18 protein-coding genes are annotated in these 22,058 nt (G+C 60.8%); 15 read left to right on the forward strand and 3 right to left on the reverse strand.

All coding sequences use genetic code 11. The features are described from left to right. Positions 1-3: 3 nt before the first annotated feature. Positions 4-2,703 (reverse strand): DNA translocase FtsK, encoded by a 2,700-nt coding sequence (locus BLU28_RS12100; RefSeq protein WP_034498134.1) that lies wholly within the window; start codon positions 2,701-2,703, stop codon positions 4-6. Between the two features lie 375 nt (positions 2,704-3,078). Between BLU28_RS12100 and BLU28_RS12105 the strand changes: the two genes are divergently transcribed. The 7 genes from BLU28_RS12105 to BLU28_RS26315 all read left to right on the forward strand — a co-directional run bounded on the left by BLU28_RS12105 (position 3,079) and on the right by BLU28_RS26315 (position 9,566). Then, positions 3,079-4,686: an ABC transporter substrate-binding protein gene (locus tag BLU28_RS12105; RefSeq protein WP_034498136.1), complete on the forward strand. Its 1,608-nt coding sequence runs from the start codon at positions 3,079-3,081 to the stop codon at positions 4,684-4,686. A gap of 9 nt (positions 4,687-4,695) precedes the next feature. Then, positions 4,696-5,685 (forward strand): ABC transporter permease, encoded by a 990-nt coding sequence (locus BLU28_RS12110; RefSeq protein ID WP_077986375.1) that lies wholly within the window; start codon positions 4,696-4,698, stop codon positions 5,683-5,685. Next, positions 5,682-6,512, forward strand: coding sequence for an ABC transporter permease (locus BLU28_RS12115; RefSeq protein WP_077986376.1), 831 nt, complete (start codon positions 5,682-5,684; stop codon positions 6,510-6,512). The genes BLU28_RS12110 and BLU28_RS12115 overlap by 4 nt, the downstream gene beginning before the upstream one ends. Further along, positions 6,509-7,309, forward strand: a complete 801-nt coding sequence (locus tag BLU28_RS12120) for an ABC transporter ATP-binding protein (RefSeq protein ID WP_077986377.1) — start codon at positions 6,509-6,511, stop codon at positions 7,307-7,309. The genes BLU28_RS12115 and BLU28_RS12120 overlap by 4 nt, the downstream gene beginning before the upstream one ends. Beyond that, entirely contained in the window at positions 7,306-8,085 is a 780-nt protein-coding gene (locus BLU28_RS12125) for an ABC transporter ATP-binding protein (protein WP_077986378.1), read from the forward strand. The genes BLU28_RS12120 and BLU28_RS12125 overlap by 4 nt, the downstream gene beginning before the upstream one ends. Positions 8,086-8,094: 9 nt before the next feature. Further along, positions 8,095-9,213: a pyridoxal-phosphate-dependent aminotransferase family protein gene (locus BLU28_RS12130; protein ID WP_077986379.1), complete on the forward strand. Its 1,119-nt coding sequence runs from the start codon at positions 8,095-8,097 to the stop codon at positions 9,211-9,213. Between the two features lie 164 nt (positions 9,214-9,377). After that, positions 9,378-9,566, forward strand: coding sequence for a hypothetical protein (locus BLU28_RS26315; RefSeq protein ID WP_003506556.1), 189 nt, complete (start codon positions 9,378-9,380; stop codon positions 9,564-9,566). Positions 9,567-9,745: 179 nt separating this feature from the next. Here BLU28_RS26315 and BLU28_RS12140 read toward each other — a convergent pair whose 3' ends face one another. Next, complete coding sequence (locus BLU28_RS12140) at positions 9,746-11,557, reverse strand: IlvD/Edd family dehydratase (protein ID WP_004438887.1); 1,812 nt, start codon at positions 11,555-11,557, stop codon at positions 9,746-9,748. Positions 11,558-12,082: 525 nt separating this feature from the next. On the opposite strand from BLU28_RS12140, the gene ytfQ reads away from it, so the two are divergent. From ytfQ to BLU28_RS12165, 5 genes are all read left to right on the forward strand, one after another. Beyond that, on the forward strand, positions 12,083-13,042 hold the full coding sequence (gene ytfQ, locus BLU28_RS12145; protein ID WP_004438884.1) for a galactofuranose ABC transporter, galactofuranose-binding protein YtfQ: 960 nt from the start codon (positions 12,083-12,085) through the stop codon (positions 13,040-13,042). A gap of 298 nt (positions 13,043-13,340) precedes the next feature. Then, positions 13,341-14,864 (forward strand): sugar ABC transporter ATP-binding protein, encoded by a 1,524-nt coding sequence (locus tag BLU28_RS12150; RefSeq protein WP_037093510.1) that lies wholly within the window; start codon positions 13,341-13,343, stop codon positions 14,862-14,864. Next, complete coding sequence (locus BLU28_RS12155; RefSeq protein ID WP_161794454.1) at positions 14,864-15,904, forward strand: ABC transporter permease; 1,041 nt, start codon at positions 14,864-14,866, stop codon at positions 15,902-15,904. The genes BLU28_RS12150 and BLU28_RS12155 overlap by 1 nt, the downstream gene beginning before the upstream one ends. Then, the gene (gene yjfF, locus BLU28_RS12160; protein ID WP_006697252.1) at positions 15,901-16,881 is read left to right on the forward strand and encodes a galactofuranose ABC transporter, permease protein YjfF; all 981 of its coding nucleotides are present in this window, start codon (positions 15,901-15,903) and stop codon (positions 16,879-16,881) included. The genes BLU28_RS12155 and yjfF overlap by 4 nt, the downstream gene beginning before the upstream one ends. A gap of 17 nt (positions 16,882-16,898) precedes the next feature. Next, entirely contained in the window at positions 16,899-17,633 is a 735-nt protein-coding gene (locus BLU28_RS12165; protein ID WP_006697251.1) for a FadR/GntR family transcriptional regulator, read from the forward strand. A 65-nt stretch (positions 17,634-17,698) separates the two neighbouring features. Here BLU28_RS12165 and BLU28_RS12170 read toward each other — a convergent pair whose 3' ends face one another. Next, positions 17,699-18,916, reverse strand: a complete 1,218-nt coding sequence (locus BLU28_RS12170; RefSeq protein WP_077986381.1) for an MFS transporter — start codon at positions 18,914-18,916, stop codon at positions 17,699-17,701. A 184-nt stretch (positions 18,917-19,100) separates the two neighbouring features. On the opposite strand from BLU28_RS12170, the gene BLU28_RS12175 reads away from it, so the two are divergent. The 3 genes from BLU28_RS12175 (at position 19,101) to BLU28_RS12185 (ending at position 21,992) form a co-directional block, all read left to right on the forward strand. Then, complete coding sequence (locus BLU28_RS12175) at positions 19,101-20,039, forward strand: AraC family transcriptional regulator (RefSeq protein WP_006697249.1); 939 nt, start codon at positions 19,101-19,103, stop codon at positions 20,037-20,039. A gap of 323 nt (positions 20,040-20,362) precedes the next feature. Continuing rightward, positions 20,363-20,716: a DUF1304 domain-containing protein gene (locus BLU28_RS12180; protein ID WP_035208332.1), complete on the forward strand. Its 354-nt coding sequence runs from the start codon at positions 20,363-20,365 to the stop codon at positions 20,714-20,716. A 4-nt stretch (positions 20,717-20,720) separates the two neighbouring features. Continuing rightward, positions 20,721-21,992, forward strand: a complete 1,272-nt coding sequence (locus BLU28_RS12185; protein ID WP_077986382.1) for a glycerate kinase type-2 family protein — start codon at positions 20,721-20,723, stop codon at positions 21,990-21,992. Positions 21,993-22,058: the final 66 nt, after the last annotated feature.

Here is a 22,058-nt window from a genome sequence, read left to right on the forward strand (position 1 = left end):
TGATCAGTCGTCGGAGCCCATCGCATCGTAAGGGTCGCGCTCGCCGGCGATGATGGCGCGCTTGCCGACATGGTTGGCAGGTCCGACGATGCCTTCCTGCTCCATTCGCTCCACCAGCGAGGCGGCGCGGTTATAGCCCACCGAAAGGCGGCGCTGGATATAGGAGGTCGAGCACTTCTTGTCGCGCATCACGATTTTGACGGCCTTTTCATAGAGGTCATCGCTGTCGTCGTCGCCCATCGAGGTCTTGTCGAAGACAGCCGTATCCTCTTCCGCCTCTTCTTCCGCTTCCTCGGCATCTTCCGTGACCGTGCCCAGATATTCCGGACGACCCTGCGTCTTCAGATGCGCCACGACCTTTTCAACTTCCTCGTCGGACACGAAGGGGCCGTGAACACGGGCGATGCGGCCACCGCCCATCATGTGCAGCATGTCGCCCTGGCCGAGCAGATGCTCCGCCCCCTGCTCACCAAGGATCGTGCGGCTGTCGATCTTCGAGGTGACCTGGAATGAGATGCGGGTGGGGAAATTGGCCTTGATAGTGCCCGTGATGACATCGACCGAGGGACGCTGGGTTGCCATGATGAGATGGATGCCGGCGGCGCGCGCCATCTGCGCCAGACGCTGGATCGCACCTTCGATCTCCTTGCCGGCGACCATCATCAGGTCGGCCATTTCATCGACGATGACAACGATATAGGGCATCGCCGTCAGGTCCATTTCCTCCTGCTCATAGACCGCTTCGCCAGTGGCGCGATCGAAGCCTGTCTGCACATTGCAGAACACCGTCTCGCCCTTGGCACGGGCAGCAGCGGCCCTTGCATTGTAGCCATCAATATTGCGCACGCCGAGACGCGACATCTTGCGGTAGCGGTCTTCCATTTCACGCACCGCCCACTTCAACGCCATCACCGCCTTTTTCGGATCGGTGACGACAGGCGTCAGGAGATGCGGAATACCGTCATAGACCGAGAGCTCGAGCATCTTCGGGTCGACCATGATCAGGCGGCATTCTTCCGGCTTCAGGCGGTAGAGCAGCGACAGAATCATGGTGTTGATGGCGACGGACTTGCCCGAACCGGTGGTACCGGCGACCAGAAGGTGCGGCATCTTCGCAAGTTCGGCGATAACCGGTTCGCCGCCGATGGTCTTGCCGAGGCAAAGGGCAAGCTTCTGGCGTGTCTCGGCGTAATCCTGCGCCTCGATCAGTTCGCGCAGGTAAACCGTCTCGCGCACCGGGTTCGGCAGCTCGATGCCGATGACATTGCGGCCGGGCACGACCGCAACGCGAGCCGAGAGCGCCGACATGGAGCGCGCGATATCGTCAGAGAGACCGATGACACGCGAGGACTTGACGCCAGGGGCGGGCTCGAATTCATAGAGCGTGACGACAGGACCAGGACGGACATCGATGATCTCACCCTTGATGCCGAAATCCTCCAGCACGCTTTCGAGTAGACCGGCGCTCTGTTCCAGGGCTTCCGGTGTCATGGTCGTGGTCTGCTGGACGCGGGCTTCCTGCAGGAGGTCAATCGAAGGATACTCATATTCCCCATCGGCGAAGACAGGTGCTTCACGGAACATGGGCTGAGAAGACTGGATAGGCGCTCGCGGCGTAAAACGCGGCTCGGCAACGATCCTTTCCGCCGGCTGAACCTGCTCTGCAAGCTGCTGCGGCGCGACAACCATGGCAGCTTCCGCTATCAGCTGCGACGCGAACTCCTGTTCGGGAGCCACGCCGGCGGCTGGAATGAATGTCTGCCGTACGCCAATTTCCCGATAGAGCCGGATGGCGGAGCCGCCGGGTACGGTGACGACAGGTGGCTCGGCCGAAAGGACAACCGGGGCGGCTGCGGGCGAGACGGGAGCGACAGCCACTGCGGATGAAGGCGCTGTCAGAACGGTGTTTACAGGCGCCGGAGCTGCGGGCGCCGAAACGGAAAATGCGCTCCGCACCTGGGCGGTAAGAGCTTCAGCCGCATCGCCGGGCAGATCAAGCGTCATCACTTCCCAGAACAGCTCATCCGGCAGATGGGCGGCAAAGGCGGGAATGGAAGCCTGCGTCTCAGCTTCCGGCTGCGCGGCAGGTTGCGGCTCAAACGTCTGCGGCGCTGCGGGTTCCGCATCGGGCGCGGCAGACGTCGATGAAGATGGATCCCGCACGGCTGCGGCTGCCTCTTCCGCCTGTTTACGGGCAAGCTCCAGCCGCAATTTGTAAGTCAAGGCGCGAGCACCGCGGGCGTCGGGCGGCTGCGGCAGAAACGGCATGCGCGGCGGCGCCATGCGTTGCTCGGCCGGCTTCTCGGCGGGCTGGGGTGCCGGCGCATCCTGGCGAGCAGCCGTCTCGGGCTCTGCGGCAGCCGGTACGGAGGCAGCGGGCGCCTCCTCGTCCGGGATATTCGGCGTCTCCACCGGCATACGCCGGTTAAAGACGCTCTCCGGCGTGCGGGTAAAGCGGACATTCGGGCCAAGCACGAAGGCATTCTGCCAGCCGGGCATCTCGGCGCGGCCTTCGATGGCATCGGCTGCGATCACGTCAGCATTCTGCCGCGGCGCTGCACCTGCAGCCGTCACGATCGTCCGCTGCCCCGCAGGCGTCTGGACACCGGCATGACGGGCATTTTCGCTCCCCTCCCCTACGCTATTGGACGAATTCTGAAATCTGGATCGGGAGAAGCTCATGGCAGCGTGCACACTCATCATAAACGTACATATTTCGGTCTCCTTGAAATAAAAAATAAAGGTTAATTACCCCTTTCCAAACGGGGTCGTACCGACGGATTTTCAACCGCTCCACAAGTTCGCAGCGCCATCCGCTGCCTCGCAAAACACATATCAAACGATTGGTTTCATTCGGTTATGTCGAGTTTTCCGCCGTGAATTCGCCGCTGATGGCGGACTGGAGAACCGAATTTTCCGAGACGGGGCATATTGTTTCCGCAAAGCTCTCCGCAACGTAAAATCATTGCTGTAAAGGGCGCGAATTAACGTGGACACTGCCGAGGTTGCAGCCTTAAGATCGGCACGCCGCGGGCCAAGCGGAAAAGCCCGCCTCGCCCTCATTCCGGAGTGAAATTCATGTCGCCTGTCCAGCTTTCCCGCCGCTCGCTTCTCAAGACCTCGCTCGCGCTGGCCGCAACCACAGGATTGGCGGGAATTACCGTCGCACAGGAGAAATCCGGCGGGCGACTGATCGTCGCGGCCGATTCGGAACCGAAAAACCTCAATCCGGCCATCGTTGCCTCCAACGGCGTGTTTTACATCGCCAGCAAGATCGTCGAGCCCCTGGCCGAGGCCTCCTTTAACGGCACCGACGGGCTGGAGCCGCGACTTGCGACGGAATGGCAGGGAGCCGATGACGGGCTCAGCGCCACCTTCAAGCTGCGCGAGGGTGTGACATGGCATGACGGCAAGCCATTCACCTCGGCGGACGTTGCGTTTTCGGCGCTTTCCGTCTGGAAACCGCTGCAAAATCTCGGGCGGCTGGTCTTTGCCAATCTCCAGACGGTGGAAACGCCTGATGACCACACGGCAATTTTCCGCTTTTCCAAACCCACGCCGTTCCAGCTCATCCGCAATGCGCTGCCGGTGGTTACCAGCGTCGTGCCGAAACACCTCTATGAGGGTACCGACATCGCCACAAATCCGGCCAATACCAAACCGGTGGGCACCGGGCCTTTTGTCTTTTCCGAATATAAACCCGGCGAATATTACCGCCTGACGAGGAACCCGAACTATTGGGGCAAGGGTCAGCCGCAGCTCGAGGAAATTATCTATCGCGTCCTTCCCGACCGGGCCGGCGCGGCCTCTGCGCTGGAAGCTGAAGAAATCCAGCTGGCCGCCTTTTCAGCCGTGCCGCTCGCCGATCTTGCCCGCATCGCCAAGGAGCCCGGCATAAAGGTTATTGCGGATGGCTATGAGGCACTGACCTATCAGCTGGTGGTGGAAATCAACCATCGCCGCAAGGAACTGGCGGATCTCAAGGTCAGAAAGGCGATCGCGCACGCCATCGACAGGAAATTCGTCATCGACAAGGTCTTTCTCGGTTACGCCACTGCATCGACCGGCCCCGTACCGAAGAATGCGCCGGAATTTTACACGAATGACGTTGAGACCTATGATTTCGACGTCGCCAAGGCCAACGCTCTCCTGGATGAGGCGGGTTATCCGCGTGGTGCGAATGGAACACGTTTTTCGCTGAAGCTTCTGCCCGCGCCCTACTTCAATGAGACCCGCCAGTTCGGTTCTTATCTGCGGCAGGCGCTTCAGGAAATCGGGATTGATGCAGAACTGGTGAACAATGACGCCGCGGCGCACCAGAAGGCCGTTTACACCGACCACGCCTTCGATCTCGCCATCGCGCCGCCGGTGTTCCGCGGTGATCCCGCAATATCGACCACGATTCTCGTCCGTTCCGGCATTCCGGCCGGCGTCGGCTTCTCTAATCAGGGCGGCTACGAGAACAAGACGCTGGACGAATTGATCGACAAGGCGGCGATAACAGTGGATGCCGCCGCGCGCACGGCGCTTTACAAGGACTTCCAGAAACAGGTCGCGGCCGATCTGCCGCTGATCAACGTCGCCGAGTGGGGTTTCATCACTGTGGCGCGCGATACGGTCAAACATGTCGCCAGTAATCCTCGGTGGGCGGTGTCCAACTGGGCGGATACGGCGGTGGATACCTGAGGCAACGCCGTGAGACGTGCGGCGAAATTGCTGCGGCGAAGGGCATTCACCGCCATTCCGGTGCTGCTGATCGTGCTCGTCTTCACCTTCCTGCTGCTTGAAAACGCATCGGGTGACGCGGTCGACGCCTATCTCGTTTCCATCGGCGGCGGCGATGCCGGGCTGCGCGATGCGCTGCGTGAACAATATGGTCTGAACGGCTCCGTGCTGGCCCGTTTCTGGCTCTATGCGAGTTCGGTGCTGCGGCTTGATCTCGGCTGGTCGCTTGCCTTCGACCGGCCTGTGCTGGGGCTGATCCTGGAAAGGCTGCCGAACACGCTTCTTCTGATGGGCAGTGCGACAACGCTTGCCTTCATCCTCGGCACAGCACTCGGCATCGTGGCGGGCGCGCGTCCGGACGGGGCAACAGACCGCGCGCTTTCCACACTCTCACTCGCGCTTTACGCCACGCCCGGCTTCTGGCTTGGGCTCGTGCTCGCCATCGTCTTCGCGGTGAAATTCAGATGGCTGCCTACCTCCGGCATCGAAACCATCGCTTCGGGCAAGCACGGCATGGCGAGGGCGATGGATATCGGCCGCCATCTCGTACTGCCGGTCGCCAGTCTCGGGCTGATCTATCTGGCGCTTTTCCTGCGCGTGATGCGCACCGCCATGGCGGCGATCTGGCCGCTGGATTTCGTGCTCTTTGCCCAGTCCAAGGGGCTTTCAAAACGACGGATCGTGCTGCGCCACGTCGCCCGCAACGCCGCCCTGCCGCTTGTCACCGTGCTTGGCCTGCAGGCGGCCACCATGCTGGGCGGCAGCGTGGTCATCGAAAGCGTTTTTGCCATTCCCGGGTTTGGTCGGCTGGCGCAGGAGGCCGTCACTGGCCGAGACGCCCCGTTGTTGATGGGCATTATCCTGACGAGCGCGGTTTTTGTCATCCTCGTCAACCTCTCCGTCGACATTGTCCATTCCGTGCTCGATCCGCGCATTGGCAGCGGGGAACAAGGCGCATGAGTTTCGCTTTCCGGCTCCTGCGCAGTTTCGAAGGCATGACGGGAACCGTCATACTGGTGCTGCTTTCCCTGACGGCGCTTGCCGCACCCGCCGTCTTTCCAGGTGACCCGCTGGCCATCGTTGGCGAACCGCTGATTACGCCTTTTACGGATGCGGCCCTACCGCTCGGCACCGATCGGCTGGGCCGCAACGTGCTGGCCGAGCTCGCCCATGGTGCGCAGGCCTCCCTGCTCGTCGGCATAGGCGCCGCCGCAGCCGCGCTGATTATCGGCACCGTCATCGGCACCATTGCCGGATTTGCCGGCGGCGTTGTGGACGAAGCATTGATGCGCGTCACCGACGCCTTCCAGATCGTCCCGAACTTCCTGCTAGCGCTCGCCTTCGTCAGTACAATCGGCCCCTCCATGCCGATTGTCATACTCGCCATTGCGCTTGGCGCATGGGCGGATCCGGCGCGGTTGATGCGGGCGCAGGTCTTGAGCATCCGCGAGCGCGACTATGTTCAGTCCGCCCGCGCCATCGGCATGCACCCGCTTGAGATCGCATTCAGGCAGATCCTGCCAAATGCCCTGCCGCCGGTCATGGCGCTTGCCGCCATCATCGTCGCCGCGGCCATTTTGACCGAAGCCGCCCTATCCTTCCTCGGGCTCGGCGATCCCAATATCGTTACCTGGGGTTCGATGATCGCAGAAGGACGCAATGTCCTTCGCTCGGCCGCGTTTTTGTCGGTCATTCCCGGCATCGGCCTTCTGGTCATGGTTCTCGGCGTTCATCTTCTCGGTGAAGGCATCAACAAGGCGATGGCGACAGGGAGGCGAGCGCCATGAGCGGAAATGCGCTGTGCCGGATCGACGACCTCAGCGTTTGGTATGCGGCAAGTGATGCGCCGGCATTGCAGAATGTCTCGCTGACGATCCGGCAAGGCCAGAGGCTGGCGATCATCGGCGAAAGCGGCTCGGGGAAATCGACGCTCGGCAAGGCGATTGCGGGGCTTCTTCCCGGACATGCAAAGGTTTCCGGTGATATTTCGTGGAGCCGCGATAGCCTGTTCCACGGCAGGCCGCTGCCAGGGCGGGATATCGGCACGATCTTTCAGGATACAGGCGCAACGCTGAATCCGGTCCTCACCATCGGCGAACAGGTGGCGGAAGGGGCTGTCCGGCATCTAGGTCTCTCATGGCGGCAAGCGCGCGATCTTGCCCGCGATCTTCTGGAGCGGGTTCGGCTGCCGCACCCTTCCCACCTCATCCGGGCCTATCCACACCAGCTCTCCGGCGGCCAGAGGCAACGCGTGACGATTGCCGCCGCCATTGCAGCCAGCCCTTCAATCCTGATTGCCGATGAAGCCACGAGCGCGCTCGATACGGCTAGCCAAGCCGCCATCGCCACGCTGCTGGACGATCTGGTGCGGCAGGAAAACAAGACGCTGGTCTTCATCACCCATGATATCGGCCTTGCGTCCAGCCTTGCCGACGAGATTGCGGTTCTGCGCTCGGGATTGCTGGTGGAACATGGCCCGACGAGGCGGGTGCTGTCCGCACCCGTCCATGACTATACGCGTGCGCTGCTTACCGATTACCTCGATCTGTCCACGCCGCCGCTGGTCAGCGAGGCCGCGTCATGAACGATGCCCTGCTCACCGTCGACGGCTTGTCCAAGACCTACCGCACCGGCGCAAGAAGGGTGGCGGCGCTCTCCGACATCTCTTTTTCGCTTCGGCCCGGTGAGACGCTGGGACTTGCCGGTCCCTCCGGCTGCGGAAAATCCACGCTTGCCCGCATTCTCATGCGATTGATCCCGGCCGACGAAGGCACGATCCTTTTCAGGGGCCACAATTGGCTGACACTGGACGGCGGCAAGCTTCGCGCCGCCCGCCAGCACATGCAGATGGTGTTTCAAGACACTCATGGCGCTTTCAATCCACGCGCCAGCGTCGAAGATGCCATCGGCGAACCGTTGCGCATTCATCGCACGGTCGCAAGACGCGAGCGTGCGGCGGAAGTCCGCCGCCTTCTCGACCGCGTTGGCCTGCCCGCCAGCTATGCCGGCCGCTCGGTCTTCGAGCTTTCCGGCGGCCAAAGGCAGCGCGTCTCGATCGCACGGGCGATTGCGCTCAAGCCGTCGCTTCTCATCCTGGACGAAGCCGTCTCCGCGCTCGATGTTTCGGTTCGCCGGCAAATCCTTGAACTGCTGGTGGAAATACAGCGAGAGACGGCGGTTTCCTGTATTTTCGTCTCCCATGATCTCGCGGTCATTCGCGCCGTCTGCCACCGCGTCGCCATCATGGAAGCAGGAAGGATCGTTGAAATCGGCCGGACAGGAAATATCGTCTCGGCGCCGCAATCCTCGACCGCCAGAACCCTGATCGACGCCGCACCGCGCCTGACCATCACCACGTAAGGAGAAGACATGCCCGCTCCGGATTATGCATTGCTGCTCGACCCACCCGCTTTTCCTGCCGAGCGTTATGCTGCCCTTGCCGACCGGCTGGCCGCGCTGATGAGCACAAGCAACGACGTGCTGCTGATACAGGCGGAAGCCGTGCTGGCGCTCGAAGCCGCAGCCACCAGCCTTGCGCGACCGGGCCTGAAAGCGCTCAACGTTGTCACCAGCCCTTATGGTACGTGGTTTGGCGGCTGGCTGGAAAAGGGCGGCGCGACCGTGCGCAATCTGACCGCCAGCCCGGCAAGGCCGGTCACCCTGGAGGAAGTCGAACGGGCGCTTGACGAAGGGCCGGATTTCGACCTTCTCGCCATCGTCCACGCGGAATCGGCAAGCGGCATCCTCAACCCCCTGCCCGCCATTGCCGCGCTCGCCCGGGAACGGGGCATCGCGACCCTTGTGGACGCCGTCGCGTCCATTGGCGGACATGCTTTCGACGTCGACCGTTTAGGTATCGATATCGCCGTCATCGGCCCGCAAAAGGCGCTGGCCGGCCCGGCCGGCATTTCCGCCATTTCCGTCAGCGAAAGGGCCTGGGCGCTTCTTTCGCATGACGGCGCTCCTGACAACTCCATGCTCTCGCTTATGGACCAGAAAAAACTCTGGCTCGATGCCGGTCGCGGCGCACTGCCCGGAACGCCCGCCCCGCTGGAGTTTTACGCGCTGGAGGCCGCCCTCGACAGGATCGAGTCAGAAGGGCTGGCATCCGCCAATCGACGCCACAAAACGGCAGCGACGGCCACCCGAAACGGCCTCAGGGCGCTTGGCATTCCAACCTGGGTGGAAGAGGCGCACGCTTCCGCCCTCGTTTCCACGGCGATCCTGCCTGATACCCTCGAAGCCAAGGCATTCCTCGCGGCTGTGTCCCAGAAGCAAGGCGCGGACATTTCCGGTGGCGTCGGCCCCGGCGCGGAACGGTTGATCAGGCTTAATCACACCGGTCGGAGAGCGCATCGGGATGCCGTGAAAGCCAATATCCTGGCCTTCTCCGGCGCCCTGAAAAGCCTCGGCCACGCTGCAAATACCGATTTCGCGCTGGAAGCCGCAGAAAAAACCTATTTAGACGCACCTGCGGATGGCGTTTAACGGTGTCGAAGAACATTCATTGCGCAAAATCCGCTCGCGATGGAACGCCGCTCACGACATTGTTGTTAAAAATGGTAGACAAATTCCTCCGTCAATCTTGACGAAATCATGGCAACGCGCGAAACTTAACGCTACGTTAACTCGCGTGAAGAAGGGAAACGGCCATGGTAGCAGGGTTCAACATGCTCTCCTTTGACCTCTTTGGCATCGGCCGAAGGATGCCCGTCGTCAATGAGCGGGTGGAGACCGAGTTTCAGGACAAAACACCGCGCAGACCCGACGACGAATCGCATGATGACGATCGCGATCAGGAATATGAACTGTTTTTCTGGTCGCTTTACCCGGTGATTTGAGCGTCTGCCGCACGCTCCAAGCCATCGACATATTGACCCTCCGTGGCCTCATGATGGGGGGCGCGGGGCGCATGATAGCGTTGGTCGGTCCATAGACCTCAATATTTCTAGTTTACCGTTAAAAGAAACGAAAGCGGCCCCGAGGTTGTCCTCGGGGCCGCATAGTCTTGTGATGGCTGTTAGTGGTTGTCGCGCGGCAGGCCCTTAGTCTGGGCGATGCGCTGATACTTCACGGCAGGTTCCAGGACCGCGCCGGTTTCCATCTGGCTGACGATGCCGCGCTGGATTTCCTGCCATGGCGTCTGGTGGTCAGGGAACTTGTAACCGCCCTGAGCCGTCAGCGCTTCATAACGCTTGGCAAGCTCTTCTCCTGAAATCAGGATATCCGCCTTGCCGCGGCCCACATCGATGCGGACGCGGTCGCCTGTCTGCAGAACGGCAAGGCCGCCACCTGCTGCTGCTTCAGGGGAAGCATTGAGGATGGACGGGCTGCCCGAAGTGCCTGACTGACGGCCATCGCCGATGCAGGGCAGCGAGTTGACGCCTTCCTTCAGCAGATAATCCGGAGCGCGCATGTTCACGACTTCTGCCGCGCCGGGATAACCGATCGGGCCGGCACCGCGCATGAACAGGATGGTGTTGGCGTCGATCTTCAGCGACGGATCATCGATGCGGTGATGATAGTCTTCCGGACCGTCGAACACCACGGCACGTCCTTCAAAAGCTTCGGGATCGTTCGGGTTGGAAAGGTAACGGTTGCGGAACTCTTCCGAAATCACACTCGTCTTCATGATGGCGGAGGAGAACAGGTTACCGCGCAGAACGCGGAAGCCGGCGCGCTCCTTGAGCGGCTGTTCATAGGGGCGAATGACCTTTTCGTCCTCGATGATCGCGCCACGGCAGTTTTCGCCGATGGTCTTGCCGTTGACCGTCATGGCATCTTCCATGATCAGCCCCTGGGTCATCAGCTGGTTGACGACAGCAGGAACGCCGCCGGCATGGTAATAATCCTCGCCGAGATACTCACCGGCCGGCTGCAGGTTAACGAGCAGCGGTACGTCTTCACCATAGGTCTGCCAGTCATCCACTGTCAGCTCGACGCCGACGTGACGTGCAAGGCCGTTCAGGTGGATCGGCGCGTTGGTGGAGCCGCCAATCGCCGAGTTGACGCGGATGGCGTTGATGAACGCATCCTTTGTCATGATGTCCGATGGCTTCAGGTCTTCCTTGACCATTTCGACGATACGCAGACCGGTGAGGTAGGAGACTTCCTGACGATCACGGTAAGGCGCCGGGATGGCGGCGGAGCCGGGAAGCTGCATGCCCAGCGCCTCGGCAAGCGAATTCATGGTCGTCGCCGTGCCCATGGTGTTGCAATAGCCGGTCGACGGAGCCGAGGAAGCGACAAGCTTGACGAAGCCCTGATAATCGATCTCACCCTTCGCCAGCAGTTCACGCGCCTTCCAGACGATGGTGCCGGAGCCGGTGCGTTCACCGCGGAACCAGCCGTTCAGCATCGGGCCGACGGAAAGGGCGATGGCCGGAATGTTGACGGTGGCCGCCGCCATGAGACAGGCAGGCGTGGTCTTGTCACAGCCGATGGTCAGAACGACGCCGTCGAGCGGATAGCCATAAAGCACTTCCACGAGGCCGAGATAGGCGAGGTTACGGTCGAGACCTGCGGTCGGCCGCTTGCCGGTTTCCTGGATCGGGTGAACCGGAAATTCGATGGCGATGCCGCCAGCTTCACGGATACCTTCGCGCAGGCGGTTTGCCAGTTCCAGATGGTGACGGTTGCAAGGAGAAAGGTCCGAACCCGTCTGCGCGATGCCGATGATCGGGCGGTCGGACTGAAGCTCGGCCTGGCTCAGACCGAAGTTCATGTAACGCTCGAGATAAAGCGCGGTCATATCCGCATTTGCGGGGTTGTCGAACCAGGCGCGTGAGCGAAGCTTGCCTTGTGTTGCAGGCAGTTTGTCGGATGTAGTCATGATGCAGGTCTCCAGCCGGAAGTGGCCAACGGTAAAATATTACGAAATGCGACAAGCTTATGTTGTGCGCAAGGAAAATGGAATCAGCTTTCGGAGAACACGCATAACCGACAGAGCAGCGCCAGACGAGTGACCTGAAGCCGTTCTTCGGATTTAGCCGAATATTTTTCGGTATTTATGGCGATACCGGTGTCGCGCAACGGCCTCTCCCTCCCATGCCTTGCGGGAATGCGGCTAGCTCTTCGGCTCCCCGCTCCGCCTTTTATAAAGTCTCATTATTTGTATTACTATTAGAGACAATCGCCTTCTGTCAAGTCGACTCTGAGGCCACGTCAAGCCAGTTCCGCAAGCGGAAAAATGAGGCTTTCTTTCGTTCAACCCATTGATTCAAAATATTTTATAGGGAAAATTCACCGCAGTTCACCGAAGCCAAATTGCGGAAAGGCTAAAAAATCGCTTTTCAAGAGTATTACTATATGCTCATAGTGATCGCGTCACGCTGACATCATCTCTGGGAGGATTAAGATGAGAAAAGCTCTCGCGACCGTTACTGTCGCCGTTTCGCTGTGCCTTGCATCAAGTGTTTCCGCCAAATCACTTACCGTCGGCTTCTCGCAGATCGGTTCGGAATCCGGCTGGCGCGCGGCTGAAACCACCGTTACCAAACAGCAGGCCGAGAAGCGCGGCGTCACACTTAAGTTCGCCGACGCGCAACAGAAGCAGGAAAACCAGATCAAGGCCGTTCGCGGCTTTATCGCGCAGGGCGTCGACGCAATCCTGATTGCACCGGTCGTCGCAACGGGCTGGGATGCTGTCCTGAAGGAAGCCAAGGAAGAGAAAATCCCTGTCATCCTGCTCGACCGCCAGATCGAGGCTCCCGATGATCTTTACCTGACCGCAGTTACCTCGGACCAGGTCCACGAAGGCAAGGTTGCCGGTGACTGGCTGGTGAAGGACGTCGGTTCCAAGGATTGCAAGGTGGTGGAATTGCAGGGCACGACCGGCTCCTCGCCCGCCATCAATCGCAAGAAGGGCTTCGAGCAAGCCATCGCTTCGCACGCCAATATCAAGATCGTCCGCTCGCAGACGGGTGACTTTACCCGCACCAAGGGTAAGGAAGTGATGGAAAGCTTCATCAAGGCCGAAGGCGGCGGCAAGGACATCTGTGCCGTCTACGCCCACAATGACGACATGGCCGTTGGCGCGATCCAGGCGATCAAGGAAGCCGGTCTCAAGCCCGGAACCGACATCAAGGTCGTGTCGATCGACGCCGTGCCTGACATCTTTAAGGCCATGGCAGCCGGTGAAGCCAACGCCACCGTGGAACTGACGCCCGACATGGCCGGCCCGGCATTCGACGCGCTCGAAGCCTATCTGAAAGACAAGAAGGCTCCGGCGAAGTGGATTCAGACCGAATCCAAGCTCTACACGGCATCTGACGACCCGATGAAGGTCTACGAGGCGAAGAAGGGCCTGGGTTACTAAGCCATTCTTTGCAGAAACGGCGCGTGGATTGCGCCGTCTCTTTCTGTTGAGGAGAGCGAAACCTCTCCGATCCAGTCTGCAGAATGGTCTCGTATGGAGCGAGCGCATGCCACTTGTTTCTTCTCCCCATCCGGGGAGAAGTCCGCGGCAGTGAGATGAGGGGGCAAGCCTGGAGATGTCAGAAGAGCTTGCCCCTTCATCCGACCCTTCGGCCCACCTTCTCCCCGGCGGAGAGAAGAAATACGCCGCTCCCTGCCGATTGCTCTACCAAAACCCATTGCAATACGGAAACTGCTCAATGTCCGAAACGGCACCACTTCTGGAAGCACGCGCCATCGGCAAATCCTTTCTAGGGATCACGGCGCTGGATGGCGTCGACTTTGCGCTTGGGCACGGCGAAATCCATGCGCTGCTCGGCGAAAACGGCGCCGGAAAATCGACGCTGATCAAAATCCTGACGGGCGTCTACAGCCGCGGCAGCGGATCAGTCTTTCTGGAAGGCAGCGAAATCTCGCCCGCCAATGTGGGTGAGGCGCAGGCCCTTGGCATCGGCACCGTCTACCAGGAGGTCAACCTTCTCGAAAACCTCACCGTTGCGGAGAACCTCTACCTTGGCCGCCAGCCGCGGCGCTTCGGGCTGATCGACCGCAGCACGATGCAAAAGAATTCGCAGGCGCTGCTTGCCCAGTACGGCCTTTCCATTGACGTCAACGCCCTTCTCTCCAGCTATTCCGTCGCCATCCGTCAGATCATCGCCATCGCCCGCGCCGTCGATCTTTCCGGCAAGGTGCTGGTGCTGGACGAGCCGACCGCCAGCCTCGACGCTCATGAGGTTGAAATGCTGTTCGGCGTACTGAAAAAGCTGCGGGCGCGCGGTATCGGTATCGTAATCATCACTCATTTCCTCAATCAGGTCTACGATATCGCCGACCGGGTGACGGTGCTGCGCAACGGCCGGCTTGTCGGCACACGCGAAATCGGCAGCCTGCCGCGTTCCGAGTTGATATCGATGATGCTCGGCCGGGAACTTCAACAGATCACCCATGACCATCAGGCGACCGAAGAAACAATCGCCGAAGGCGAGCCAAGCATTCGCTTCGAAGGTTATGGCAAACGCGGCAGCGTCTCTCCCTTCGATCTCGGGATACGCCCCGGGGAAATCGTCGGCGTGGCAGGGCTTCTCGGCTCCGGCCGGACCGAAACGGCATTCCTGCTCTTCGGCATAGACCGCCCCGACACGGGCAAAGCAACGATCGACGGGCAGGCGGTGACGATCTCTTCTCCCGAGGCGGCGATTGCGGCCGGTTTCGGTTTCTGTCCCGAAGAACGCAAGACGGACGGCATCATTGGTGATTTCTCCGTGACCGACAACATCGCGCTGGCCCTTCAGGCCCGGCAGGGATGGGCGCGGCCGCTGTCGCGCCGGCAAAAGGCAGAGCTGGCGGAAGGTTTCATCAAATCCCTTGATATCCGCCCGGCCGACCCCGACCGGCCGATCAAGTTCCTGTCCGGCGGCAACCAGCAGAAGGCCATCCTGGCCCGCTGGCTGGCCACCCATCCCCGGCTTCTGATCCTCGACGAGCCGACACGCGGCATCGATATCGGCGCCCACGCGGAAATTCTCAAAATGATCGAAAAACTCTGCAGCGAGGGCATGTCGCTTGTCGTCATATCCTCCGAACTGGAAGAACTCACCGCCGTGGCGCATCGTGTCGTCGTGCTTTCCGACCGCCGGCATGTCAGCGAGCTGAAAGGCGGCGAAGTGACGGCCGACAATATCATGCGTGCGATCGCAGATGCGGCCAGAACGGAGGCGGCATGATGACGGCAGTCAATCGGCGTCTTAGAAGACTCGCACCGCAGCTTGCTGCGCTTTTTATCATTCTCGCAGCGATTACAATCATTTCGCCCGGCTTCCTCAATGTGTCGTTTCAAAATGGCAGGCTCTATGGCAGTCTGGTGGACATTCTTGTGCGCGCCGCCCCCGTGGCGCTGCTCACCATCGGCATGACGCTGGTCATCGCGACCAAGGGCATCGATCTTTCCATTGGTGCTGTCATCGCCATCTGCGGCGCCGTCGCCGCCACGCTCATCAGCAATGGACATTCCATTCCCGCCGTCATCGCCATTTCGCTTGGCGTGGGAATTGTCTGTGGCCTCTGGAACGGCGTGCTGGTTGCCCTTCTCGACATACAGCCTATCATCGCCACGCTGATCCTCATGGTGGCAGGGCGCGGCATCGCGCAGCTCATCACCGAGGGCGTCATCCTCACGTTCAACAATGACAGCTTTTCCGCGATCGGCTCCGGCGCATTTGCCGGTGTGCCCCTGCCCGTCATCATCTGGATAACGGCCGCGCTCCTGATAGGCTTTCTCGTTCGCAAGAGCGCACTCGGTTTCCTGATCGAAGCGACCGGCATCAATCGCCGCGCAGCGGCTCTTGCCGGTGTAAGGGCGCGCTTTCTGCTGTTCTTCGTCTATGCCGTTTCCGGTCTTTGCGCGGCGATCGCCGGCATGATCGTGACGGCGGATATTCGTGGTGCGGATGCCAACAATGCCGGCCTCTGGCTGGAATTGGACGCCATATTGGCGGTGGTCATCGGGGGCACTTCACTAAATGGCGGCCGCTTCTCCATCACCGCATCGCTGATCGGCGCGCTCATCATCCAGACCATCAATACCGGCATCCTCGTCTCGGGCTTTCCGCCGGAATTCAACCTCATCATAAAGGCCGGCATCATCATGGTGGTGCTGACGCTGCAATCTCCGGCGATCATGGCCGTCCTCGGTTTCGTGAAAGCGCCAAAGCAGCACGCCAAAACCGCCACCAACGGTATGACCAAGGAAGGAACCGCGCGATGATCCACAGCCGCAACCTGCCCTTCCTCACCACGCTGACGATTTTCGTCGTCGCCTATCTTCTTTGCGTGATGCAATATCCGGCGATCTTTTCGACGCGGGTGATCGGAAATCTTCTTACCGACAACGCCTTTCTCGGCATAGCCGCCGTCGGCATGACTTTCGTCATCCTGTCAGGCGGCATCGATCTCTCGATTGGTTCGGTCATTGCCTTCACCAGCGTCTTTGTGGCCGTCCTGGTCGGCACCTATAACATCCATCCGCTGCTTGCCTTCGCCATCGTGCTTTTGATTTCCACGCTGTTTGGCTGCCTCATGGGCGCGATGATCCGCTTTCTCTCCATCCCGCCTTTTGTGGTGACACTCGCGGGCATGTTCCTGGCGCGCGGGGCTGCCTATCTGATCTCCACCCAGTCGGTGCCGATCTCACATCCTTTCATCGATGCGATACAGGGCTTTTATTTCCGCTTTCCAGGCGGCGGCAGGCTGACGGCGCTCGCCATGCTCATGCTTCTCGTCTTCGCCGCCGGCATGCTGATCGCAAGCCGCACGCGCTTCGGCGCCAATGTCTATGCGCTGGGCGGCAATCCGCAATCTGCCGAGCTGATGGGCGTGCCGATCGGGACCACCACCATTGGCATCTATGCACTTTCCGGCTTTCTCTCCGGCCTCGCTGGTATCGTTTATACGCTTTACACCTCGTCAGGTTACTCGCTGGCGACGGTGGGCGTGGAGCTGGACGCGATCGCTGCCGTCGTCATCGGCGGTACACTTCTGACCGGCGGCACGGGATTGGTCGCGGGAACCTTTGTGGGGCTTTTGATCCAGGGCCTGATCCAGACCTACATCGTTTTTGATGGAACCCTGTCCTCCTGGTGGACGAAAATCGTCATCGGCGTGCTGCTTTTCGTGTTCATCGTGTTGCAGCGCGCAATCATCTGGTATTCAAACAGGAGACTGGCCGGACCGCATCCGGCATAACGCAAACGGAGGCTTGCTTGGGGCTGCTCGAAACGACGATTAGCGGGCGAAAACGCCGGAACAGCCACGCGCATGTGGTTTCCGAACTCGGCAGCGCCATCGTCTCGGGCAGGATCGCCGAAGGCTCTCTGCTGCCCAACGATGCGGAGCTCTCCATGCGTTTCGGCGTCTCGCGCACGGTGCTGCGCGAAACCATGAAGACGCTGGCGGCCAAGCGGCTGGTGGAACCCAAGGCGAAGGTGGGTACCCGGGTGCTCGACCGTTCGAGCTGGAATTTCTTTGATCCGGATGTGCTGGGCTGGCGCTGCGAAGCCGGCATCGACCAGGAATTTGTGAAGCACCTGGCCGAAATTCGGCTGGCGCTGGAGCCGGCGGCGGCGGCGGCAGCAGCTCTCCAGGCCTCCAATGAAGACATTGTCTCGCTTTACGTCATCGCCGCAAAATTCGACAATCCGCAGCATACGCCGGAGAGCATCGCCAAGGTGGATCTCGAGTTCCATCTTGCCGTCGCGCATATGTCCGGCAATCCCTTCATGCGTTCGGCAAGCGGGCTGATCGAGGCGGCGCTTGCCATCTCATTCCAGCTTTCGTCACCGGCCGCCTCGCCCGGCACCATCGCGGAGATCGCATCCAACCACCTGCGCATTGTCCACGCCATCGCGGCGCGGGACGCGGATGCGGCGGTGAAGGCCATGCGGCATGTGATCGAAGTGGGCAAGGACCGGACGCAGAAGGCGATCAAGACGGTTTAAACCCGAAACCAGTCGTAGCGAAGGCGGGCCCACAAGAATGCAGGCCCATTCCTCTCGCCAGGTCCTCAGCCCTGCGATGCCTCTACCTGCGGCACCACGCCGCGCCGCGACGCCATCAGCGAGGCGCCGAGAAGAGCTGCGATGGCCACGAAGACGAACACCATGGTTGCGCCCTGGAGATCGATCAGCAGGCCGCCAAGAACCGCACCGCTGGAAATAGCGATCTGGAATGTCGTAAGCAGCAGCGCACCCGCGCTCTCGGCCTCATCCGAGGCAACACGCGTGATGAAACTCTGCACGCTGACGGGCAATGCGCCGAAGGCAAAACCCCAGGAGGCGATGGCAAGGCCCGCAACAACGGGAGATGCGCCGGCAATCACCAGGATGGAAGCCGATGCGGCGATCAGCGTTGCGGCGAAGGTCACCGCCCAGGCCGTGTTCTTTTCTCCAAGGAAACCACCGAAAAGATTGCCGAAGAAACCGCCGATACCGTAAATCAGCAGAACAAGCGAAATCGCCTCCACGCCAAGCTGCGGCACGTCTTCCAGGAACGGTCGGACATAGGTGAAGCCGGCAAAGTGGCCCGCAACGATAAATAGCGTCGTCAAAAGACCGATCCGGACCTGCGTTCGCTGAAGCAGCCGGAACATGGTGGAAAGGCCGGGGGCACCGGCCGGCGGCAGCGAAGGCACGGTGAGCAATTGCACGGCGAGCGCAATGACGCCGAGCACGCCGGCAACGACGAAGGCCGATCGCCAGCCGAGCGTCGCGCCAATCCACGCGCCCACCGGTGCCGCACACACGGTTGCGACGGAGACCCCGGTAAGGATGATGGCCATGGCGCGTGGCATTTTTTCAATCGGCACGAGCCGCAACGCCAGCGCCGCCGACATGGCCCAGAAGCCGCCAAGACCGATGCCCAGCAGGACGCGCGAGGCAAAGAGCATGAAAAGCCCATTGGCAAAGGCGGCCAGTGTGCTGGAGATTATCAGCAGCGTGGTCAGCCCCAGCAGGGTCCAGCGCCGGTCAATGCCGCGTGTGCCGATGACGACACCCGGGCCCGCAACCGCAGCGACCAGCGCCGTGACGGTTATGGATTGTCCGGCAATGCCGGAGCTAATGGAGAGATCGGCCGATAACGGCGTCAGGAGGCTGACGGGCAGGAATTCCGCCGTTACCAATCCGAAAACGCCGAGCGAAAGTGAAACCACAGCGGCCCATTTCGCATCCGGCTCGTGTCTGCGCGGCGTATATTCCAGTTCGTTTATGGTCCGGCTATTCATGAAAATCTCCTGATGCGCATTCCCGGAACGCGTCGTGAAACGGAAAGGGCAAGGCGAGGAAGCCGGTTGGGAGCCCCGCTTCGACGACTGCAAATCGATGCAAGCAGGCTATGCGTGACAGCCCGGCGTTTCCATGCTAGAAAATCCGTATTCCTTAACCAATCGTCCGAATATGCGAGATACCATGAACGATGCCCTGACGGAAATGTTGCGTGGCCTTAGGCTTGACGGTGTGGAATATGGCCGCTGCCGCATGGCCACCCCCTGGGCGACGGCTTTTCCCGAACAGGAGGCGGCGCGGTTTCATTTCATCGGCGTGGGGCAGGCGAAATTGCAAAAACCCTCGGGTGAATGGCTGACCCTGACATGTGGCGACGCCGTGCTTCTGCCGCGCGGGCATGCACATGTGCTGGCGAGCGGTGAAAAGGTGGCCCCTTCCCCCTTCGACCGGTTCGGCAAGAAGGAAGTGTGTCAGGGCATTTTCGACATGGAGTGCGCAAGTGCGGGTGGCGATACCGTGGCTTTCACCGCTTCGATGCGTTTCAACATGGATAACCTGCATCCGCTGCTGCAGCTGATGCCTGACGTGATGCTGACCAGCGATCTGGCCAAAAGCGATCCGGCCATACCCCATCTTCTGGAAGCCATGACGCGGGAGGTCGAGCTGAACCGCGTCGGCGCGGGTGGCATTCTGGCGCGGCTGGCCGATGTGCTGACTGCAACGCTGATCCGTACTTGGGTGGAATATGGCTGCGGCGATTCCAGCGGCTGGCTTGCCGCCGTGCGCAATCCCGAACTCGGCCGCGTGCTCGCCGCCATTCACCTCAACCCCGAAAAGGACTGGAGCGTGGAAGAACTCGCCTCCCTGATGGGCGCATCCCGCTCAAGTTTCGCGGAACGTTTCACCCGCGTGGTAGGAGAAAGCCCCGCGCGTTATGTGGTTCGGGTCCGCATGCATCAGGCGCGGCTGTGGCTGCGAGAGGGAATGCGGGTGACGCAGGCAGCCGAAAAGCTCGGTTACGATTCCGAGGCCTCTTTCAGCCGCGCCTTCAAACGGGTAATCGGCGCACCACCCAGCCAGTTCCGCAGGAAAGATGCGGCAGGGCTGGAGGATGCGGCTTAAGACGCGCCCTCTCGGCGGATATCACAGACTTGGCGGAAATTATGGGAAGGATCTTTATCCGCTCCACCGCATCTTCCTCATGGGCGGCCGGCGGCGGTCTTTCCTCGATTGTGCGGTGATCCGGTTACTCATCTTTTTTTCTTGATTTGTTCCTATTGGCCGCAAAGAGTCAAACAGCAGTTGGCGCTCTTCACCAGTTCGTACGGGAAGAGAGGATTCTGGCCTTGCGGCTATCTGTTGCACCGTTAAAACGGAATGATCCGTTTGCCACCTGTTACCCTGACAGACCGGGCGACGGGCATCAGGGTTTGGAGGAACCGATGATGATCGCCAGCTTTCTGATCGCCGTGATCGCGGCAATTCATATTTACATCGTCATCCTGGAAATGCTGCTTTGGGAGAAGCCTGCCGGTCGCAAGGCCTTCGGTCTTTCCGCGGATTTTGCCCGGCAGACGAAAGTGCTGGCCGCCAATCAGGGTCTTTATAATGGCTTTCTCGCAGCGGGGCTGACCTATGGGCTCACGCAGGGTGACGACGGGCTGAACTTCAAAGTCTTCTTCCTGAGCTGTGTGCTGGTGGCCGGTATTTTTGGCGCCGTGACAGCCAATATCAAAATCCTGTTCATTCAGGCATTGCCGGCATTGTTTGCGCTCGGCTTCCTCTGGATCGGAGTATGAACAAATGACCGCATGGAACGATACGTCCGCAAGAGACGCTCTCAACCGCATCTTCATGACCGCAGTCGCCAGCGCCGATCCCTCTAAAGTGTTGCAACAACACCTGCCCTCCCCGCCTAGAGGGCGGTGTGTGGTGGTTGGCGCAGGCAAGGCTTCCGCCGCAATGGCCGCAGCGCTTGAAGCGGCATGGCCAAATGTCGATCTTTCCGGCGTGGTGGTGACGCGTTACGGCCATGCCGTCCCGACCGGGCGCATTGAAATCATCGAAGCCTCGCATCCGGTGCCGGACGACAGGAGCGCCGAAGCCGCAAAACGCATTCTCGCCGCCGTTGAAGGGTTGACTGCAGACGACATGGTCATCGCGCTGATTTCCGGCGGTGGTTCGGCGCTGATGGTCTCACCCGCCGAGGGAATGACGCTTGCGGACAAGATGGCGGTCAACCGCGCTTTGCTTGCCAGCGGCGCCACGATTTCCGAAATGAACGCCGTGCGCAAGCACCTCTCCCGCATCAAGGGCGGGCGACTGGCGCTGGCCGCCAAACCGGCCAGGGTCGTTTCCCTGCTGATCTCCGACGTGCCGGGCGACGATCCCTCGGAAATCGCCTCGGGCCCGACGGTCGCCGATCCGAGCGATATTGAAACCGTGCGGGAAATCGTTTCCCGTTATGCGCTCGATCTTCCCGAAAATGTGCGCAAAGTGCTGGAAAAAGGCGAGGAAACCCCGAAGGCCGGCGATATCGCGGAAGATATCCGGCTCATCGCCGCCCCCTCGCTCGCCTTGCAGGCGGCAGCGGATGAGACGGTGAAGCTTGGCTTAACGCCGCTCATCCTCGGGGATTCGCTGGAGGGTGAATCCAGGGATGTCGGCGCGGTCATGGCCGGTATCGCGATTTCCGCCCGCCGCAAGGGCCTGCCACTCAAAGGCCCGGCCGTTTTGCTTTCCGGCGGCGAAACCACGGTTACGATCGGCAAGGGGCCGGCCGGCAAGGGCGGCCGCAACACGGAATTCCTGCTGAGCCTTGCGCTGACGCTCAAAGGTGCTGATGGCATATGGGCCATTGCCGGCGATAGCGACGGCATAGACGGAGTGGAGGATGCCGCGGGCGCCGTGGTGACGCCGGACACACTTGCCCGTATGCGCGCAGCCGGCGTCGATCCGCGCCAGTCACTCGTGAGCCACGACAGCTATACGGCTTTCAGGGCGGCAGGAGATCTTGTCGTGACCGGCCCAACGCTCACGAATGTCAATGACATCAGGGCGATTTTGATCGGCTGATAGCGGGGCATTGGCAGAGACTACTGAGCTTCCGGCACGTGCTCGTAGAGGAGCACGTTTTGACTA

The organism is Agrobacterium pusense (assembly GCF_900102105.1).
Lineage (GTDB): Bacteria > Pseudomonadota > Alphaproteobacteria > Rhizobiales > Rhizobiaceae > Agrobacterium > Agrobacterium pusense.

Bases quoted from the DNA above. Each gene is read 5' to 3' on its own strand.
- BLU28_RS12120 (WP_077986377.1), top strand. From the start codon at position 6,509: ATGAGCGGAAATGCGCTGTGCCGGATCGACGACCTCAGCGTTTGGTAT.
- yjfF (WP_006697252.1), top strand. From the start codon at position 15,901: ATGATCCACAGCCGCAACCTGCCCTTCCTCACCACGCTGACGATTTTC.
- BLU28_RS12170 (WP_077986381.1), bottom strand. From the start codon at position 18,916: ATGAATAGCCGGACCATAAACGAACTGGAATATACGCCGCGCAGACAC.
- BLU28_RS12100 (WP_034498134.1), bottom strand. From the start codon at position 2,703: ATGATGAGTGTGCACGCTGCCATGAGCTTCTCCCGATCCAGATTTCAG.
- BLU28_RS26315 (WP_003506556.1), top strand. From the start codon at position 9,378: ATGGTAGCAGGGTTCAACATGCTCTCCTTTGACCTCTTTGGCATCGGC.
- BLU28_RS12140 (WP_004438887.1), bottom strand. From the start codon at position 11,557: ATGACTACATCCGACAAACTGCCTGCAACACAAGGCAAGCTTCGCTCA.
- BLU28_RS12175 (WP_006697249.1), top strand. From the start codon at position 19,101: ATGAACGATGCCCTGACGGAAATGTTGCGTGGCCTTAGGCTTGACGGT.
- ytfQ (WP_004438884.1), top strand. From the start codon at position 12,083: ATGAGAAAAGCTCTCGCGACCGTTACTGTCGCCGTTTCGCTGTGCCTT.
- BLU28_RS12185 (WP_077986382.1), top strand. From the start codon at position 20,721: ATGACCGCATGGAACGATACGTCCGCAAGAGACGCTCTCAACCGCATC.
- BLU28_RS12105 (WP_034498136.1), top strand. From the start codon at position 3,079: ATGTCGCCTGTCCAGCTTTCCCGCCGCTCGCTTCTCAAGACCTCGCTC.
- BLU28_RS12125 (WP_077986378.1), top strand. From the start codon at position 7,306: ATGAACGATGCCCTGCTCACCGTCGACGGCTTGTCCAAGACCTACCGC.
- BLU28_RS12150 (WP_037093510.1), top strand. From the start codon at position 13,341: ATGTCCGAAACGGCACCACTTCTGGAAGCACGCGCCATCGGCAAATCC.
- BLU28_RS12115 (WP_077986376.1), top strand. From the start codon at position 5,682: ATGAGTTTCGCTTTCCGGCTCCTGCGCAGTTTCGAAGGCATGACGGGA.
- BLU28_RS12180 (WP_035208332.1), top strand. From the start codon at position 20,363: ATGATCGCCAGCTTTCTGATCGCCGTGATCGCGGCAATTCATATTTAC.
- BLU28_RS12155 (WP_161794454.1), top strand. From the start codon at position 14,864: ATGACGGCAGTCAATCGGCGTCTTAGAAGACTCGCACCGCAGCTTGCT.
- BLU28_RS12130 (WP_077986379.1), top strand. From the start codon at position 8,095: ATGCCCGCTCCGGATTATGCATTGCTGCTCGACCCACCCGCTTTTCCT.